This is a genomic window from Stenotrophomonas sp. STEN014 (assembly GCF_056760315.1).
In genome coordinates, this window is sequence record NZ_JBRREN010000001.1 from 374,839 (window position 1) to 392,620 (window position 17,782).

Consider the following 17,782-nt stretch of genomic DNA (forward strand, 5'->3'; position numbering starts at 1 on the left):
GCTCAGGGTGCCGGGGCTGTAGCGGCGTCCTCCTCCCGCCCGCGCCAGGCCAGCCCCTGGCGCTGGCCGTCGCACAGCTCCAGCACCTGGTGCAGGTTGCCGACGATGCGCTGGGCATAGCCCAGATCGTTGACCAGCGAGCCGAGCTGGGCGCCGTCGAGCCGGCCCTCACGCACCTCCCGGAACAGCCGCGCGGTGAAGTCGTCCTTGAACGCGGTGAGATGCGCCTGCAAGGTCTGCCGCTGGGCCTGCCAGTGCCCGGCTGTGGCCGGCACTGAAGCCGATTGCCCCAGCCACGCCAGCGCATCGATCAGCTGCCGGCGCAGCTCCAGATACGCGCTGGCCGCCGCGCTGGCGGTACTCCCCGGCTGCACCGTGGCGCCGGCATAGCGCTTGAGATTGGCCTGCAGCTGGTGGGCGTCCTTGACCGCCTTGACCAGCTGCGAGGCGGCCTCCTGGCCGTCACGCCACCACTGCTGGCGGACCTCGTCCAGCGGTTGTTCGAACCGGCCGGCAAAACGCAGCAGCTCGCCGTACACCGGCTTGATGTGTTCGCGGTACAGCGTCTCGCTGTCCAGGGTCGATTGCTGCAGGCGGCTGCGCAGCACGACGTCGTCGTGGCGCGGTGCCGCCAGTTCGTCTGGCGGGCAGTACAGGGCCTGGCCGATCACCTCCAGGCTGAGCCGGCCCAGATGGCGCAGCTCCTGGCTGAAGGCCTGGGTGGCGGTGTCGGCGCTGCGCAGCGCACTGTCGCTCAGGTACGGCGAGCGGCGCGTGGCCGCCGGCCCCCGTGCGATCTCCGCGACCAGCCCGGCTGGTTGCGGGCGGTCGGGCAGCCAGCGTTCCAGCAGCCGCGCAAAGCCCGCCTGCCATGGCCAGAACAGGGCCACGCCGAGCGCGTTGAACAGGGTGTGGAACAGGGCCAGCTGGATCAGCGCGTTGTCGCCCATGCCGGCCCGGGCGGTGAACCACAGCACCGCCGACTGCAGCAGCGGCAGGGCCAGCAGCGCCACCAGCGCGGTGCTGACGTTGAACAGCACATGCGCCAGCGCCAGCCGCTGCCCGGCGCGGTTGCCGCCCAGGAACCCCATCACCGCGGTGGACACGCTGCTGCCGACGTTGGAACCGATGGCGATGGCCAGGCTCTGCGCCGGCTCCAGCTGGCCTTGCGACAGCGCCGCCAGGGTCAGCATCAGCGTGGCATGCGAGGACTGCACGATCACCGTCAGCCCCAGTCCCACCGCCACGAACAGCAACGTGCCGGCCCAGCCATCGGCGGCATAGCGGCCCAGCTCGATGGTGGTCATCGCCGAGAAACCGTCCTTGATCTGGTCGATGGCCAGGAAGATGAAGGCGATGCCGACCAGCAGCTGCCCGGCCGCCATGCCGCGCGGACCGGTGTAGCGGGCCAGCACGCCGAACACCAGCAGCGGCAGTGCCAGCGGCGACAGGCTCAGGTTCTGCCCGGCCAGCGCCAGCAGCCAGATGCCGCTGGTGGCACCGAGGTTGGCGCCCAGCAGCACCGCGATCGCGCCGCCGAGCTGGATCAGCCCGGTGCCGAGAAAGGCGATGGTCAGCAGCGACACCAGCGTGCTCGATTGCAGCAGCAAGGTGGCGCCGCCGCCGAACAGCAGGCCCTTGAACGGGGTGGCGGTGCTGCGCGCGAGCAGGCGCTCCATGCCGCCGCCGGCCAGCGCCTTGAGCCCCTGTTCCAGGCACTGCATGCCGAACAGGAACAGCGCCAGCCCCGCGCACAGCTGCAGCCAGCCGCCGCTGTAGTGGAACGACGCGCCCAGCAGCAACACCAGCACCGCCACAGCGATCCATTTGAACGTCTGTTTCAAGGCCACGGCCCGCAGGAAGGGCCGGGGATTGAACCAGCTTTGAGAAAAATATGCTGCCGTCCGGCGATGCCCCACAACCGTGGCGGGACAAGCTTGCGGCCGGGTTGTGCACAGGGTTGTTCACAATATCTAGTGTTGCGGCTGTCACTTTTGCCCAGTATCTTGTGCGCGTCGGTTCCACCGGGCAGCAACCCGGTGGACTAAGAGGGAAGCTGGTGACGCCTGTCCGGGCCATTCCAGCACTGCCCCGCAGCGGTAATTGGGAACGACCCCGCCACACAGCACTGAGGCCGCCCGGCCTTGGGAAGCGGCGGAGAAGGAGGAGGCCTGCGCCTCCGCGCCCATGAGTCCGAAGACCTGCCGACAGCCGCGCGAAGCACACCGCGCGGTGCCGGCCGCGCGAATCTCCGGGGGGAGATGGTCGGTGCATCACGAGCCGTGACGTGGACCTGGCCGGTCCGCGCGTCGCGGCCCGTGCGACACCGCGTCCCCATGCTCTGGAACCGCCGGCCCCGCACCTGTCGAGGGACGGGAGCCGCGTGCATCACGCATGGAGAAACGCCGTGACCATTTCCGAAACGCCCGCCGCCGTCGCCCCCGCCACGGCGGACGAATTCCTGCTGACCCCGCCGCCGACCGCCACCGCGATGAGCGTGACCAAGCGCAACGGTGTGGTCGAGCCGGTAGACCTGAACAAGATCGTGCGTGCGATCCAGCGCTGCTGCGAGGGCCTGCACGCGGTCGACCCGATGCGTGTGGCCACCCGCACCATCTCCGGCCTGTACAACGGCGCCACCACCCAGGAGCTGGACGAGCTGTCGATCCGCACCGCCGCACTGCTGATCGGCGAGGAGCCCGAGTACGGCCGCCTGGCCGCGCGCCTGCTGGCCAGCTTCATCGCCAAGGAAGTGTCCGGGCAGGAGATCCACGCGTTCTCGCAGTCCATCGCCCGCGGCCACGAGGTCGGCCTGATCAACGAACGGCTGCTGGGCTTCGTGCAGATCAACGCGCGCAAGCTCAACGATGCGGTCAACCCCGATTACGACCTGAACTTCGACTACTTCGGCCTGCGCACGCTGTATGACCGCTACCTGCTCCGCCATCCGCACACGCGCAAGGTGATCGAGACCCCGCAGCAGTTCTTCCTGCGCATCGCCAGCGCGTTGAGCGAGGACGTACCCGAGGCGCTGGCGCTGTACCAGCGCATGGGCAGCCTGGACTACCTGCCGTCCAGCCCGACCCTGTTCAATTCCGGCACCGTGCACGAGCAGCTGTCCTCGTGCTTCCTGCTCGATTCGCCGCGCGATTCGCTCGAGTCGATCTACGCCAAGTACGGCGATATCGCGCAGCTGTCCAAGTTCAGTGGCGGCATCGGCGTGAGCTACTCGCGGGTGCGCTCGCGCGGCTCGCTGATCCGCTCCACCAACGGCCATTCCAACGGCATCGTGCCGTGGCTGAAGACGCTCGATTCCTCGGTGGCGGCGGTCAACCAGGGCGGCAAGCGCAAGGGCGCGGCCTGCGTCTATCTGGAAACCTGGCACGCCGACATCGAGGATTTCCTCGAGCTGCGCGACAACGCCGGTGACGAGTCGCGCCGTACCCACAACCTCAACCTGGCCAACTGGGTGCCGGACCTGTTCATGGCCCGCGTGGAAGCCGACCAGGAATGGTCGCTGTTCGATCCGAGCGTGGTACCGGAGCTGACCGACCTGTACGGCGAGGCGTTCGAGCGCGCCTATGTGCAGGCCGAAACGCAGGGCAAGGCGGCCAAGCGCATTTCCGCGCGCAAGCTGTACGGCCGGATGATGCGCACCCTGGCCGAGACCGGCAACGGCTGGATGACGTTCAAGGACAAGTGCAACAAGGCCAGCAACCAGACCCTGCGCCCGGGCAATGTGATCCACCTGTCCAACCTGTGCACCGAGATCCTGGAGATCACCTCCGACGAGGAGACCGCGGTGTGCAACCTGGGTTCGATCAACTTGGGCAACCACTTCGACGCGCACGGTGACTTCGATTTCGACAAGCTGGCCGAAACCGTCCGCCTGGCCGTGCGCCAGCTCGACCGCGTGATCGACCTGAATTTCTATCCGATCGAAACCGCCCGCCGCGGCAACCTGCGCTGGCGCCCGGTGGGCCTGGGCTGCATGGGTCTGCAGGACGTGTTCTTCCGCAAGCGGCTGCCGTTCGACTCGGAGCAGGCCCGCGCGCTGTCCCGGCAGATCGCCGAGACGATCTACTTCCACGCGCTGGAGACCTCGTGCGAGCTGGCCATCGAGCGGGGCCGCCATCCCTCGTTCAACGACACCCGTGCCGCCAGTGGCGCGCTGCAGTTCGACGCCTGGAACATCGCCCCGGTGGACGCGGCCCGCTGGGACGCGCTGCGGGCGCGCATCCAGCAGCACGGCCTGCGCAACTCGCTGCTGATCGCCATCGCCCCGACCGCGACCATCGCCTCGATCGCCGGCTGCTACGAATGCGTGGAGCCGCAGGTGTCCAACCTGTTCAAGCGCGAAACGCTGTCCGGCGACTTCCTGCAGGTCAACCGCTATCTGGTGGACGAGCTCAAGCAGCTGGGCCTGTGGACGGCGGAAATGCGCGATGCGATCAAGCTGGCCGACGGCTCGATCCAGAACCTGGCGCAGATCCCCGAGCCGCTGCGACAGGTGTACCGCACCGCCTGGGAACTGCCGATGCGCGCGCTGATCGATATGGCCGCCGACCGTGGCGCCTTCATCGACCAGTCCGCCTCGCTCAACCTGTTCATGGAAAGCCCGAACATCGGTGCGATGTCCTCCATGTACATGTACGCCTGGAAGCAGGGCATCAAGACCACCTACTACCTGCGCTCGCGACCGGCCACCCGGATCGCCAAGACCACGGTCAGCAGCTATGCACCGGCCGAAGCGGTGGCCTGCTCGCTGGAGAACCCGGAAAGCTGTGAGGCCTGCCAGTAAGGCGGCTCGCACCGCCGCCCGCGACCGGGCGGCGGCCACGCGGCTGACGGCCGCGCCGGCGTGCACGTTTCCCCTGCTTCCACCGCAAAGCGGCAAAAAAATAGAGAGAAGGTTTCCATGTCCGACACCACCCGCCAGATGCTGCTCGACCCCGGTTTCGAGCTGACCCTGCGCCCGATGCGCTACCCGCACTTCTACGAGATGTACCGCAACGCGATCAAGAACTCGTGGACGGTGGAGGAGATCAACTTCCAGATCGACATCAGCGACCTGCACGGCAAGATGTCGCCGGCCGACCGCCACCTGATCCACCGCCTGGTCGCATTCTTCGCCACCGGCGATTCGATCGTCTCCAACAACCTGGTGCTGAACCTGTACCAGCACCTCAACGCGCCCGAGGCGCGCATGTACCTGTCGCGGCAGCTGTACGAGGAGGCGCTGCACGTGCAGTTCTACCTGACCCTGCTGGACAACTACCTGCCCGATCCGGACGAGCGCGCCAAGGCGTTCGCGGCGGTGGAGAACATCCCGGCGATCAAGACCAAGGCCGATTTCTGCTTCAAGTGGATCGACTCGATCCAGGATCTCAAGCGCATCGAAACCCGCGCCCAGCGCCGCCAGTTCCTGCTCAACCAGATCTGCTTTGCCGCCTGCATCGAAGGCCTGTTCTTCTTTGCCGCGTTCGCCTACGTGTACTACTTCCGCTCGCGCGGGCTGCTGCCGGGGCTGGCCTCGGGCACCAACTGGGTGTTCCGCGATGAAAGCGCGCACATGGAGTTCGCCTTCGAATGCGTACGCACCGTGCGCGAGGAGGAGCCGGACCTGTTCGACGAGGAAATGAAGCAGCAGGTCTACACGATGCTGGCCGAGGCGATCGAGTGCGAGGTGCAGTTCGCCGAAGACGTGCTCTCCGGCGGTGTGGCCGGCATCTCCACCCGTGACATGCGCCAGTACCTGCAGCATTGCGCCGACAACCACTTCCTCAAGCTGGGCATGGAGAAGAAGTACAACGTGCGCAACCCGCTGCCGTTCATGGAACTGCAGGACGTGCAGGAGCTGACCAACTTCTTCGAGCGCCGCGCCTCGGCCTACCAGGTCGGGGTGCAGGGCGAGGTCAGCTTCGACATGGCGTTCTGAGCCGTCACATCGCCTGTTTTAAAATCGGGTTCTCCCCCGATGCCCGCGGCACTGCCGCCGCGGGCCAGTACGTTGCAGGATCGCCATGACACCGATTGCCGACACCAACCCGCCCACCGAGATCCGCATGGCGGAAATCGTGTTTCCCAACCACACCAACCACATGGGCACGCTGTTCGGTGGCCAGGCGCTGGCGTGGATGGACAAGGCCGCGTTCCTGGCCGCCGCGCGCTATTCGCGCCACACGGTGGTGACCGCGCGTTCGGACCAGGTCGATTTCAAGCTGCCGATCCGGGTCGGGCAGATGGTGGAAACCATCGGCCGGGTGGTGCGGGTCGGGCGCAGCTCGATGACCGTGGAGGTGGAGCTGGTCACCGAGGACCTGCACAGCGGCGAACGCAAGCTGTGCACCAAGGGCACCTTCGTGATGATCGCGCTGGGCGATGACGGCCACCCGACCGCGGTGCCGGCGCTGCCGCGCTGACCGGACCGGACACGTGGACGGCGCATCGGCAGTTCCGGCCGGAATCCCGGCCACCTCACCGGCCCCCGGGCTGGCGGCGTTCATCGCCCGGCACCGGCGCCTGCTGGTGCTGACCGGTGCCGGTTGCAGCACCGATTCGGGCATTCCCGACTACCGCGATGCCGACGGGCAGTGGAAGCGCACGCCGCCGGTGGACTACCGCGCGTTCATGGCCGAGCCGGCCACGCGCCAGCGCTACTGGGCGCGCAGCCTGCTGGGCTGGCCGCGTATCGGTCTGGCCCGGCCCAACGCCACCCATCACGCACTGGCGGCGCTGGAGGCCGAGGGCCGGGTCGAGCTGCTGCTGACCCAGAATGTGGACGGCCTGCACCAGCGTGCCGGCAGCCGGACGGTGATCGATCTGCACGGGCGCCTGGACGCGGTGTGCTGCATGGGCTGCCAGGCGCGCTCCACACGCGAACACCTGCAGCAGCGCCTGCGCGAGGCCAATCCCGGCTGGGAGGTGCGCCAGGCCAGTACCGCGCCGGATGGCGATGCCGATCTGGACACGGATTTCTCCGGTTTCCAGGTGCCGGCCTGCGAGCGCTGCGGCGGCATTCTCAAGCCGGATGTGGTGTTCTTCGGCGAGAACGTACCGCGCGCGCGGGTCGAGGCGGTGCACGCGCACCTGCGCCAGGCCGATGCGGTGCTGGTGGTCGGGTCCTCGCTGATGGTCTATTCGGGCTTCCGTTTCGTGCAGGCCGCGGCCCGCGCCGGACTGCCGGTGGCCGCGATCAACCTGGGGCGCACCCGCGCCGACGACCTGCTCGAACTCAAGATCCATGCGTCCTGCGCGCAGGCGCTGGCGTTTCTGTTGCCGGGCGGGCACTGAGGCTGGCGCCCGCCAGCGGGCTGAACACGGAATTTGCGAAACAGTGATCCATCCCGGTGGTTGTGCGCGGCCGCGCACAGGAGTGCAATAGCGCCCGTTTTCTCCTGCCCGTGAGTCTGTTTTGAGCCAGCTGTTCTCGCCGATCACCTTCGGCCCGTTGTCGTTGTCCAACCGCATCGTCATCGCCCCGATGTGCCAGTACGCCAGCACCGACGGGCTGGCCAACGACTGGCACCGCATGCATCTGGGCCAGCTGGCGCAGTCCGGCGCCGGCCTGCTGATCCTGGAAGCCACCGCGGTGCTGCCGGAAGGACGCATCAGCTGGGCCGACCTGGGCCTGTGGGATGACGCCACCGAAGCGGCGCTGGCGGCAGTGCTGGCCTCGGTGCGGCAGTGGTCGCCGATGCCGATCGGGATACAGCTGGCCCATGCCGGGCGCAAGGCTTCCACGGCGCGCCCGTGGGACGGTGGTGCGGCGCTCTCGCCGGAAGATCCCCATGGCTGGCAGACGCAGGCCCCGTCGGCCTGTGGCTATCTGGACAGCGATCCGCTCCCGCAGGCGCTCGATGAGGCCGGCATCGAGGCGGTGGTCGCCGCGTTTGTCGCCGCCGCCCGCCGCGCCGAGCGGATCGGGCTGGACCTGATCGAGATCCACGCCGCGCACGGCTACCTGCTGCACCAGTTCCTGTCGCCGCTGAGCAACCAGCGCGAGGACGAATACGGCGGCTCGCTGGAGAACCGCCTGCGCCTGCTGGTGCGGGTGTTCGATGCGGTGCGTGAAGCGGTCTCGGACAAGATCAGTGTGGGGGTGCGGATCTCGGCCACCGACTGGGTCGCCGGCGGCTGGGATCTGCCGCAGAGCATTGCATTGGCCCAGGTGCTTGATGCCCGGGGCTGCCAGTTCCTGCATGTCTCCAGCGGCGGTCTGGACCGGCGGCAGCAGATTCCGGTGGCCCCGGGCTACCAGGTGCCGTTCGCCGCGGCGATCAAGGCCGTGGTGGGCATGCCGGTGATCGCGGTGGGGCTGATCACCGAGCCAAAGCAGGCCGAGACCATCCTCAAGGAGCGCCAGGCCGACGCGATCGCGCTGGCCCGCGGCATCCTTTACGACCCGCGTTGGCCGTGGCACGCCGCCGCCGCCCTGGGCGACAAGGTCGTCCCGGCGCCGCAGTACCTGCGCTGTGAGCCGGCCGGTGCCCGCGGGGTGTTCGGGTGAGGCCACCGGCCCGGCGTGACTGGCGGCTGCCGCCCCGGGCGATGCCCTGGATGTTCGCGTTCTACATGGCCGCGATCATGGCCTTGCTGATGTGCACGGTGATCACCTCCAGCAACACCGGGCTGGATCGCGGGCTGCCGGTACGCATCCTGCACGCCTACGCGCTGGCGATGCCGGTGGCGTTCGGCTGCGTGCTGCTGGTGCGTCCGCTGGTCGCCCGGCTGGTGCGCTGGAGCGTGCGCGGTCCCGGCTGAGCGCGGGGGCGCTTGGTTGCAGTTGTCAGCATTGCGTGCGGCCGCACGCCGCTGACTTAGACTCCAGCGGCTATGCGCCCTGATTACATTCTCACCCTGTCCTGCCCGGACCGTACCGGCATCGTCTACCGCGTCTCCGGTCTGCTGTTCGAGGCCGGCTGCAACATCCTCGATGCCCAGCAGTTCGGTGACGAGGAAAGCGGCCGCTTCTTCCTGCGCGTGCATTTCGACATGAGGTCGGTGGCGGATGCGCCGGCCGTGCGCGCGCGCCTGCAGGCGCTGGGCGAAGCATTCGCAATGCAGTGGGAGCTGCACGATGCACGCCGCCGGGCGCGCCTGCTGGTGCTGGTCAGCAAGCAGGGCCATTGCCTGAACGATCTGCTGTTCCGTACCCACAGCCGCCAGCTGAAGGTGGACATCGCCGCGGTGGCCTCCAACCACACCGATTTTGCCGCACTGTGCGGTTCCTACGGGGTGCCGTTCCATCATCTGCCGGTGGACGCACACAACCGAGATGAGCAGGAGCAGCAGCTGCTGGACCTGGTCGAACGCGAGCGGATCGACCTGGTGGTGCTGGCGCGTTACATGCAGATCCTGTCACCGCGGCTGTGCCAGGCGCTGGCCGGGCGCGCGATCAACATCCACCACAGTTTCCTGCCCAGCTTCAAGGGCGCGCAGCCGTATCACCAGGCGCATGCGCGCGGGGTCAAGATCATCGGTGCCACCGCGCACTATGTGACTTCCGATCTGGATGAAGGCCCGATCATCGAGCAGGACGTGGCGCGGGTGGATCATGCAATGACGCCGCGCGATCTGGTGCAGCTGGGCAGCGATACCGAATCGCAGGTGCTGGCCCGCGCGGTGCGGCGCCATGTCGAACACCGCATCCTGCTCAACGGCCATCGCACCGTCGTGTTCCGCTGAGATATGCGGCCCGATGTCGTGATCGGGGGGGAGCGTTGCCGGAGCGGACCGCTGCCGGTCGCCGCTTCAGAGCAGGTCGATCCCGGCCGCTTCCAGCGCGATACGGGTGGCGACATCGTTTTCGCTCGACACCGGCCGGCTCAACTCCCATCGCAAGCGCACACGGAAGCCGCTGATCGCCGCGTCCTGCGCGCTCCACAGCACGCAGTAGTCGCGCGCCAGTCCGCACACATGCACCTCGGCGATGCCGCGTTCGTGCAACCAGCCGGCCAGGCCAGTCGCCGGCCGGTCGCCGTGCGGGCCGATGTTCTCGCGGAACGCGCTATAGGAATCCACCTCGCGCTGCGTGCCTTTGCGCAGGATCAGGTCGGCATGACGCCAGTCCACCCGCGGGTCCAGCGCCGCGCCGGCGGAGCCTTGCACGCAGTGGTCCGGCCACAGCGTCTGCGGCTGGCCATGCAGCAGGATCTGCTCGAACGGTTTGCGTCCGCCGTGCTGGCTGGCGAAGGAAAGGTGATCGGCCGGATGCCAGTCCTGGGTGGCGACGACGGTGGCATAGCACCGCGAGGCCAGCAGCTGGGCGATCGCCGGGACGATCGCATCGCCCTGCTGGCAGGGCAGCGCGCCACCGGGCATGAAGTCCGGCTGCAGATCCACCACCAGCAGCGCAACGTCTTTTGCGTACATCGACTGTTTCCTGACATGGGCTGGCGCACAGTCTAGCGGTGGTGCGCATTGCCGGTCCGGCCAGCGGGCGGCTGTGCCGCGCGTTCCACAACGGGAGTGCAGCATGATCCAGTGGTGGGAAATCGGCCTGCGTCTGTTGCTGGCTGCGCTGCTGCGGAGGGCATGATCAACTGCGGGCGTCTGGAATGGGCGGCGGGGTTGCGCACGCACATGCTGGTCTGTGTCGGTTCGGCGCTGGCCATCACCGTGTCGGCTTTCGGTTTCGCCGATGTGCTGGGGCGGCCGAATGTGGTGCTCGATCCCTCCCGTATCGCCGCGCAGGTGATCAGCGGTGTGGGCTTTCTCGGTGCCGGCACCATCCTGTTCCTGCAGCGCGAGCAGATGATCCGCGGCCTGACCACGGCGGCCGGTCTGTGGGCGGTGGCGTCGGTGGGACTGGCCGCCGGTGCCGGACTGTATGCCGCCGCGACGCTGGCGACCGGGCTGCTGTGGGCGATCCTGGCATTGCTCAAGCCGCTGGAGCTGCGCTACCTGCACCGTTGCGCGCACAGTGGCCGGCTGCGCCTGCGGTTTGCCCTGGGCACGCCACTGGCACGGCCGCCAGCGACGCGGGCCTGCCGGTCAGGGGCATCACCCTGTGCCCGCGCATGTCGGGAACGGCAAACGTGCTCTGGCCGTCACCGCCATAGGTGGTGCCGATCAGTGTGTACAGTGCGTCGTACAGGGAGATTGGCAGCAGGCTGCCGTCGCAGGACTGCCAGCTGTTGGGGGCAGCGCGAGTGCCGAAGCCGAGCATGCGGATCTCGCCGATGTACGGAGTACTCATTGGGGTCTTGCTCCGGAAGTGGGTTGGACGTGTGCGCGACCAGGCGGTACGCGATTGCGTTGTCCTTGGAACTCGACGTCATTCGCGAGACGGGAAGATGCCGCTCTGCGCGATGCAGAAGTTGATGGTCGTGTAGGGCTGAATGTTCGAATGCGGTTGCTTGCCGCCGGCGCCGATGAAGAATTCGCTCATCGTGATCCTTCCCCTCAGGTGGTGGGCGCCGCACGTCATGTGCCGCGCCGCTGCACTCTTAAGCGCCGCCGGTCGCCCCACAAGTCCCGATGGGGCGTATGGGCTGCCCACTATCATGGGGTCTTGCTCTGGTTGTGCGATGCTGTTCTCATATTGGGCTACCCGGCTTGCATGCCGGGCCAGCCGGGCGGTCGGGGACAGGGCCGTGTTCGGGTGGAAAGCACGACGTGCGCATCGAATGGTCGGCACGACCGTTCGTCGTTGGGTAATGGACTTCCGGGGAAACTTAAATACACATGCTTTCGAAGCTTCTGATGCGTCGCCGCGGCGATCGCCCGTTCCCGTTCGGCTTCCCCTTGCTGTTGTGCAGCCTGGCATTGCTGTGGCCCGCGCTGGCCAGCGCCCAGCACACCTCCGGTGAATGCCCGGCCCAGACGGCGACGGTTGTCAGCGGCGGATCGGTCACGATCAACGTTTCCGACTGCGAAGTCTCCAGCGGCTTCGGCGGTATCGGCGCCATCGATGGCGGCAGTTTCGGCACCCCCGATTTCGAGGACTACGGCACCGCTGTGCTCCGGCAGACCGGTGGCCAGTGGTTCCTGGACTACAGCAACAATGGCTCGGGTGCCGGTTCGACCGATGTTTTCGAGTTCGCCGATGGCTCGCTCGATGGTATCGGAGACGTCCAGGTGAGCATCACCATCACCCCGGCCACCTCGTCGATCGTCGTCTCCCCCAGCGCGCTGCCGACGGTGACCGCCGGCACCCCGTTCTCGCAGACGCTGACCTCCTCCGGCGGTCTCGCACCCTACACCTACAGCCTGCAGAGCGGCACCCTGCCGGTTGGCGTGAGCCTGAGCAGCGCCGGTGTCCTGAGCGGGATGCCGACCCAGCGCGGCGCCTACAGTTTCAGCGTGCGCTCGACGGATTCGACCACGCCCACCGCCCAGTACGTCGACAAGGGCTACACCGGCACCGTCCAGAATCCGAGCCTGAGCCTTGGCACCGGCAGCGGCACCGCCATCCAGGGTGTGGCGTTCACCCAGACCCTGACCACCAATGGTGGCGTCGCCCCCTATACCTACCAGCTCGAAACCGGCAGTCTCCCGGCCGGCATCACCCTTTCCAGCGCCGGCGTAGTCAGCGGCACCGCCACCGCGGCCCCCGGCAACTACCCGGTCACGCTCCGCGTCACCGATTCGAGCACCGGCCCGGGCAGCTATTTCGAGCTTGAGACCTACACCCTCACTGTCAGCCCGTCGCCCAGCGTGAGCATCGCTGTATCGCCGGCGTCGGTCAGCGAGGATGGCGCGACCAACCTCACCTACACGGTTACCCGCAGCCTCAACCTGACCTCGCCGACGGTGGTCAACATCACCACCACCGGTACCGCCACCGCAGGCACCGACTACACCGGCAGCGTCGCCACCGTGACCATCCCGGCCGGCGCGACCACCGCCACCATCACCATCGACCCGACCGTCGACGACACCGTCGAACCGGATGAAACGGTCACCCTGACCGTTGCCGCAGGCGCCGGCTATACCGTCGGCGTCCCGGCCAGCGCCACTGGCACCCTCCTCAACGACGACGTGCCGAGCGTGACCGTCACGGTGTCCCCTGCGTCGGTCGCCGAGGATGGCGCACCCAACCTGGTCTACACCTTCACCCTGGACCAGGCGGCGTTCTCGGCGCTGTCGATCAACTACACCGTCGGTGGCACCGCCACCAACGGCACCGACTACGCGACCATCGCCTCGCCGCTGGTCATCCCGGCGGGCAGCACCACCGGCACGGTCACGGTCAACCCGACCGCGGACGTGACCATCGAGACCGACGAGACCGTCATCCTGACCCTGGCCGCCGGCACCGGTTACACGGTCGGCGTGCCCAACAGCGCCACCGGCACCATCCGCAACGACGATCTGCCGACCCTGACGATCAACGACATCCTGCTCAACGAAGGCAACGCCGGCACCACCAACTTCACCTTCACGGTCAGCCTGGACCAGCCCGCCGGCCCGGGCGGTGTCAGCTTCAACATCGCTACCGTCAACGGCAGCGCCACCGCGGGTACCGACTACATCGCCCAGTCGCTCACCGGCCAGACCATCCCGGCCGGCAGCAGCACCTACACCTTCACCGTGCTGGTCAACGGCGACCTGCTGGACGAAAACACCGAAACCTTCTTCGTCAACATCACCAGCGTGACCAACGCGGTTGTGTTCGATGGCCAGGGCGTCGGCACGATCCAGAACGACGACCCGATGCCGAGCATGTCGATCGATGACGTCACCGTCGCCGAGGGCAACAGCGGTACGACCAGCGCGGTGTTCACCGTGACCCTCAGCGCCGCCAGCAGCCGGACCGTCACCGTCAATTACGCCACCGCAGACGGCACGGCCACGCAGCCGGCCGACTACACCAGCACCAGCGGTAGCCTGACCTTCACCCCGGGCCAGACCACCCGCACCATCACCGTGCCGGTGATCGGTGAGACCGTGCCCGAGGCGAACGAGACCTTCTTCGTCAACCTGAGCGGCGCGACCAACGCGACGATCAGCGGCAACCAGGGCGTCGGCACCATCAGCAACGACGAAGTGCCGGTGACGGTGAGTCCGGCGACAGTGCCCAACGGCACGGTGGCGGCAGCCTACAGCCAGGCGCTGGGCGCCAGCGGCGGCGCCGCGCCGTACAGCTACGCCGTCACCGCCGGCGCGCTGCCGGCCGGCCTGACCCTGTCCCCGGCGGGTGTGCTCAGCGGCACGCCGACCGCCGGTGGCACGTTCAATGCCACCATCACCGCGACTGACAGTAGCCCGTTCCCGGGCCCGTTCTCCGGCTCGCAGGCCTACACCGTGACCATCGCGTCGCCGACGATCTCGCTGCCGGCGACCACGCTGGCGGACGGCACGCTGGGTACGCCGTACTCGGCCACCATCACCGCCGCCTCGGGGGGCACCGCGCCTTACAGCTACGCGGTCACCGCCGGCGCGCTGCCGGGCGGGTTGACGCTCAATGCCTCGACCGGCGCCATCACCGGCACGCCGACGGCGCATGGCACGTTCAACATCAGCGTCACCGCCACCGACAGCAGCACCGGCACCGGCCCGTACACGGCGACGCAGGCGTATGCGCTCACCGTGATCGACGCCCCGCCGGTCGCCAACCCGGTGTCGCTGACCGTCGCCTACGACGCGGCGGCCACCAGCGTGCCGCTGAGCCTGTCGGGCGGCGCGCCGACCTCGCTCGCGATCGCGACCCCGCCGGCCCACGGCACGGCACTGGTCAGCGGTACCACGATCACCTATCAGCCAACCGCCGGCTACGCCGGTCCCGACAGTTTCACCTACGCCGCGGCCAACAGCGGCGGCACCTCGGCACCGGCCACGGTGAGCGTGACCGTGCAGGATCCGGTGATCACGATCACCCCGGGCGGTGGTTTTGCCGCCACGGTGGGTGTGTCGTACACCCAGACTTTCACCTTCAGCGGCGGTGCGCCGCCGTGGTCCGCCTTCCAGGTCAGCAACCTGCCAGCCGGCCTGTCGGTGACCGGTACCACCGCCAATACGGTGACGGTGTCGGGTATGCCGACCCAGGTGGGCAGCTTCAATCTGAATGTCTTGGCCACCGACAGCAGTACCGGCAACGGTCCGAACACGGTGGGCCAGGCGTTCACGCTGGCGGTCGCCGCGCCGACCCTGGCGCTGGCACCAGCCTCGACCACCTTCAACCTGAGCTACGGCACCGCCTACAGCCAGGCCTTCAGCGCAAGCGGTGGTGCCGGTCCGTACACCTACGCGGTGACCGGCACCCTGCCGCCGGGGCTGACGCTCAACGCCGGCACGGTGTCGGGCACGCCGGCGCAGCCGGGTAGTTACACCGTGCAGATCACCGCGACCGATGCCGGCACGACGGGGACCGGTGCGCCGTTCACCGTGCAGCAGAGCTACATCTTCAATGTGTCGGCGCCGACCGTCACGCTCGCCCCGGCGACGCTGCCCGATACCACTGCCGGCTTGGCATACAGCCAGGCGCTGAGCGCGACCGGTGGTGTCGCCCCCTACGCCTTCACCGTCACCGCCGGCAGCCTGCCCACGGGTACGGCACTGTCCGCGGCCGGCGCACTGTCGGGCACGCCCACGGTGGCGGGTACGTTCAATTTCACCGTCACCGCAACCGACGCGTTCGGCCAGAGTGGCTCCCAGGCGTACGCGGTTGTGGTAGCGGTGCCGACCCTGACCCTGACCCCGGCGACGCTGCCGGGCGCCGTCGCTGGCACGGTCTACTCGCAGGCGTTGACCATCAGCGGCGGTATCGCGCCGTACACCCCGACGTTGACCGGCACGCTGCCGGCCGGCATCACCTTCAATGCCGCGACCGGCACCTTCGCCGGCACGCCGACACAGGCGGGTACGTTCAACCTGGGCGTGACCGTCACCGACAGCACCGGTGGCACCGCGGCCACGGTCGGCAATGCCTATATGTTGACCGTCGCCGCGCCCAACCTGGCCCTGACCCCGGCGGCCGGCGCACTGCCGGGTGGCACCGCGGGCAGCGGCTACAGCCAGACCTTCGCCGCGAGCAACGGTATCGCCCCGTACACCTATGCGGTGAGCGCCGGTGCGTTGCCGGCGGGCCTGGCGCTCAACGCCAGCACCGGCACGCTGAGCGGTACGCCGACGGTCGCCGGCAGTTTCGGCTTCAGCATCACCGCCACCGACAGCACCACCGGCAGCGCCGGTACCGTCACCCATGCCTACACGCTCGCGCTGTCGGCACCGACGATCGTCGTCGATCCGGCGACGCTGCCCAATGGCCTGTTGTTCGTGCCGTACCAGCAGGCCATGGCCGGTGCCGGCGGCACCGCGCCCTACACCTATGCGATCGGCACGGGCGCGCTGCCCACGGGCGTGAGCCTGGCTGCCAACGGTGTCCTCAGCGGCACGCCGAACGTGGCCGGCGCCTACGCGTTCACCGTGCAGGTGACCGACGCGCTGGGCTTCAGTGGTACCCGTGCCTACACGGTCAACATCAATGCGCGCCCCGATCCCAGCCAGGATCCCCAGGTCCGTGGACTGATCGAAGCCCAGCAGGCCACCAGCCGCCGGTTCGCGGAGGCGCAGACGATGAACGTCCTGCGTCGCATGGAAAGCCTGCACCGGCAAACGGACGGGCGTGGCTTTGCCAACCAGTTGAGCATGTCCTTCAACAGGGCCTGCGTCCCCGACCTGCAGAATCCTGACGAGCGCGGCTGTGCGGCGATGCCGGTTGGCGGACCTTCCGGCACATACGATCCATCGGGTACTACGATGCAGGGAACCGCGAACGCCCGCGAACGCGGAGGCAAGGGTGGGCTGGCGCTGGGAACCTGGGTCGGTGGCAGCGTGCGTTCGGGCAATGTGGATGCGCGTGCCGGACGCGATGCGTTGGATTTCGAAACCGATGGCCTCAGCGCAGGCGTGGACTACCGGTTCTGGCCGTCGCTCGCGGCGGGTGCCGGCGCCGGCTACGGCCGCGACCGTACCGACGTCGGCAATGACGGGGCGCGGCTGGATGCCAAGACCAAGGTGGCGTTCCTTTACGCCAGCTACCACCCGGGGCAGGTGTACTACCTGGATGGCATGGTCGGCTTCCAGCAGTTGGATTACCGGATGGCGCGTGCAGCCGTCAGCGGTACCAGCCTGCATGGCCAGCGCGATGGCAGCCAGTGGTTCGGGTCGCTGACCTTCAGTGGCGAATTCGGTGGCGATGCCCTGCTGTTCTCCCCGTATGGACGACTGGACCTGGCGCGTACCGCACTGGATGCCTATGCCGAGCAGGGCGATGCGGTCTACGCGCTGCGCTACGACCGCATGGACTTCGACAGCAACAGCGGCACGCTCGGCCTGAGGATGGAGTTCCGCAGGCCGACCACGTGGGGCCTGCTGCAGCCGCAGCTGCGGGTGGAGTATCAGCACGACTTCAGCGCCGACAGCTTCGCCCTGCTGCAGTACGCAGACGGCTTCGGACCGGTTTACCGGGCGGATTTCAACGGGTTCGACCGCAATCGCCTGGTGATCAACCTGGGGAGCGTGTTCCGCACCGATCATGGCTGGAGCACCCGCCTGGAGTACCGCGGGATGTATGGCAGCGATGGCAAGGACCATGGGGTGTCGATGAACGTCGAGAAGGCGTTCTGACGCCAGCGCGGGCGGCATCCAAGTGCCGCCCGCCTTGTCGCCTTGCCGGCATCGTCGTTGCCGCAATCCGCAGGGGACGGCCTTGCCGGCGCATTGATGGCCGGGCGGCACCGGCCCGTGCATTGGCACGGCAAAGGCTGGAGCGGCGCCCGCCCGGGATTGGCAGGTCGACCCGGGTGCATCGCGGTGGATGCATCACCCGCCGGAT

Annotated in this window: 11 protein-coding genes, 2 pseudogenes and 1 riboswitch; of the genes and pseudogenes, 9 read left to right on the top strand and 4 right to left on the bottom strand. The window is 68.1% G+C overall.

The window, feature by feature from the left end:
* Nucleotides 1–2 precede the first annotated feature (2 nt).
* Entirely contained in the window at nucleotides 3–1,850 is a 1,848-nt protein-coding gene (locus tag ACVOMC_RS01485) for a Na/Pi cotransporter family protein (protein ID WP_481522563.1), read from the bottom strand.
* A gap of 149 nt (nucleotides 1,851–1,999) precedes the next feature.
* Nucleotides 2,000–2,223: riboswitch (cobalamin riboswitch) on the top strand.
* Between the two features lie 268 nt (nucleotides 2,224–2,491).
* Here ACVOMC_RS01485 and ACVOMC_RS01490 point away from each other — a divergent pair.
* The 7 genes from ACVOMC_RS01490 to purU all read left to right on the top strand — a co-directional run bounded on the left by ACVOMC_RS01490 (nucleotide 2,492) and on the right by purU (nucleotide 9,687).
* Nucleotides 2,492–4,801, top strand: coding sequence for a ribonucleoside-diphosphate reductase subunit alpha (locus tag ACVOMC_RS01490; protein WP_481522717.1), 2,310 nt, complete (start codon nucleotides 2,492–2,494; stop codon nucleotides 4,799–4,801).
* A gap of 117 nt (nucleotides 4,802–4,918) precedes the next feature.
* A complete protein-coding gene (locus tag ACVOMC_RS01495) occupies nucleotides 4,919–5,938 on the top strand; it encodes a ribonucleotide-diphosphate reductase subunit beta (RefSeq protein WP_054660712.1) in 1,020 nt (339 codons plus the stop codon).
* 85 nt (nucleotides 5,939–6,023) lie between these two features.
* The gene (locus ACVOMC_RS01500; RefSeq protein WP_481522564.1) at nucleotides 6,024–6,422 is read left to right on the top strand and encodes an acyl-CoA thioesterase; all 399 of its coding nucleotides are present in this window, start codon (nucleotides 6,024–6,026) and stop codon (nucleotides 6,420–6,422) included.
* Nucleotides 6,423–6,435: 13 nt separating this feature from the next.
* A complete protein-coding gene (locus ACVOMC_RS01505; protein ID WP_481522565.1) occupies nucleotides 6,436–7,293 on the top strand; it encodes an NAD-dependent protein deacetylase in 858 nt (285 codons plus the stop codon).
* 121 nt (nucleotides 7,294–7,414) lie between these two features.
* Nucleotides 7,415–8,509 (top strand): NADH:flavin oxidoreductase/NADH oxidase, encoded by a 1,095-nt coding sequence (locus tag ACVOMC_RS01510; RefSeq protein ID WP_481522566.1) that lies wholly within the window; start codon nucleotides 7,415–7,417, stop codon nucleotides 8,507–8,509.
* Between the two features lie 50 nt (nucleotides 8,510–8,559).
* The gene (locus ACVOMC_RS01515; protein ID WP_481522567.1) at nucleotides 8,560–8,763 is read left to right on the top strand and encodes a DUF2798 domain-containing protein; all 204 of its coding nucleotides are present in this window, start codon (nucleotides 8,560–8,562) and stop codon (nucleotides 8,761–8,763) included.
* A gap of 72 nt (nucleotides 8,764–8,835) precedes the next feature.
* Nucleotides 8,836–9,687, top strand: a complete 852-nt coding sequence (purU, locus tag ACVOMC_RS01520) for a formyltetrahydrofolate deformylase (RefSeq protein WP_481522568.1) — start codon at nucleotides 8,836–8,838, stop codon at nucleotides 9,685–9,687.
* Nucleotides 9,688–9,753: 66 nt separating this feature from the next.
* On the opposite strand, the gene pncA is transcribed toward purU, so the two are convergent.
* Nucleotides 9,754–10,374 carry a bifunctional nicotinamidase/pyrazinamidase gene (gene pncA, locus ACVOMC_RS01525; protein ID WP_481522569.1) on the bottom strand — a complete coding sequence of 207 codons (621 nt, stop codon included), beginning with the start codon at nucleotides 10,372–10,374 and terminating at the stop codon, nucleotides 9,754–9,756.
* Between the two features lie 210 nt (nucleotides 10,375–10,584).
* Between pncA and ACVOMC_RS01530 the strand changes: the two are divergent.
* Nucleotides 10,585–10,836: pseudogene (locus ACVOMC_RS01530) on the top strand (MgtC/SapB family protein); the annotation flags it as partial.
* Between the two features lie 46 nt (nucleotides 10,837–10,882).
* On the opposite strand, the gene ACVOMC_RS01535 reads toward ACVOMC_RS01530, so the two are convergent.
* Both ACVOMC_RS01535 and ACVOMC_RS01540 read right to left on the bottom strand, forming a co-directional pair.
* A complete protein-coding gene (locus tag ACVOMC_RS01535) occupies nucleotides 10,883–11,200 on the bottom strand; it encodes a phage tail protein (protein WP_481522570.1) in 318 nt (105 codons plus the stop codon).
* A 78-nt stretch (nucleotides 11,201–11,278) separates the two neighbouring features.
* Nucleotides 11,279–11,371: pseudogene (locus tag ACVOMC_RS01540) on the bottom strand (microcystin-dependent protein); the annotation flags it as partial.
* A gap of 317 nt (nucleotides 11,372–11,688) precedes the next feature.
* On the opposite strand from ACVOMC_RS01540, the gene ACVOMC_RS01545 reads away from it, so the two are divergent.
* The gene (locus tag ACVOMC_RS01545) at nucleotides 11,689–17,574 is read left to right on the top strand and encodes a putative Ig domain-containing protein (RefSeq protein WP_481522571.1); all 5,886 of its coding nucleotides are present in this window, start codon (nucleotides 11,689–11,691) and stop codon (nucleotides 17,572–17,574) included.
* Nucleotides 17,575–17,782: the final 208 nt, after the last annotated feature.

Coding starts and splice junctions, on each gene's coding strand:
- ACVOMC_RS01490 (WP_481522717.1), top strand. CDS start 2,492: ATGAGCGTGACCAAGCGCAACGGTGTGGTCGAGCCGGTAGACCTGAAC.
- ACVOMC_RS01495 (WP_054660712.1), top strand. CDS start 4,919: ATGTCCGACACCACCCGCCAGATGCTGCTCGACCCCGGTTTCGAGCTG.
- ACVOMC_RS01500 (WP_481522564.1), top strand. CDS start 6,024: ATGACACCGATTGCCGACACCAACCCGCCCACCGAGATCCGCATGGCG.
- ACVOMC_RS01515 (WP_481522567.1), top strand. CDS start 8,560: ATGTTCGCGTTCTACATGGCCGCGATCATGGCCTTGCTGATGTGCACG.
- purU (WP_481522568.1), top strand. CDS start 8,836: ATGCGCCCTGATTACATTCTCACCCTGTCCTGCCCGGACCGTACCGGC.
- pncA (WP_481522569.1), bottom strand. CDS start 10,374: ATGTACGCAAAAGACGTTGCGCTGCTGGTGGTGGATCTGCAGCCGGAC.
- ACVOMC_RS01535 (WP_481522570.1), bottom strand. CDS start 11,200: ATGAGTACTCCGTACATCGGCGAGATCCGCATGCTCGGCTTCGGCACT.
- ACVOMC_RS01545 (WP_481522571.1), top strand. CDS start 11,689: ATGCTTTCGAAGCTTCTGATGCGTCGCCGCGGCGATCGCCCGTTCCCG.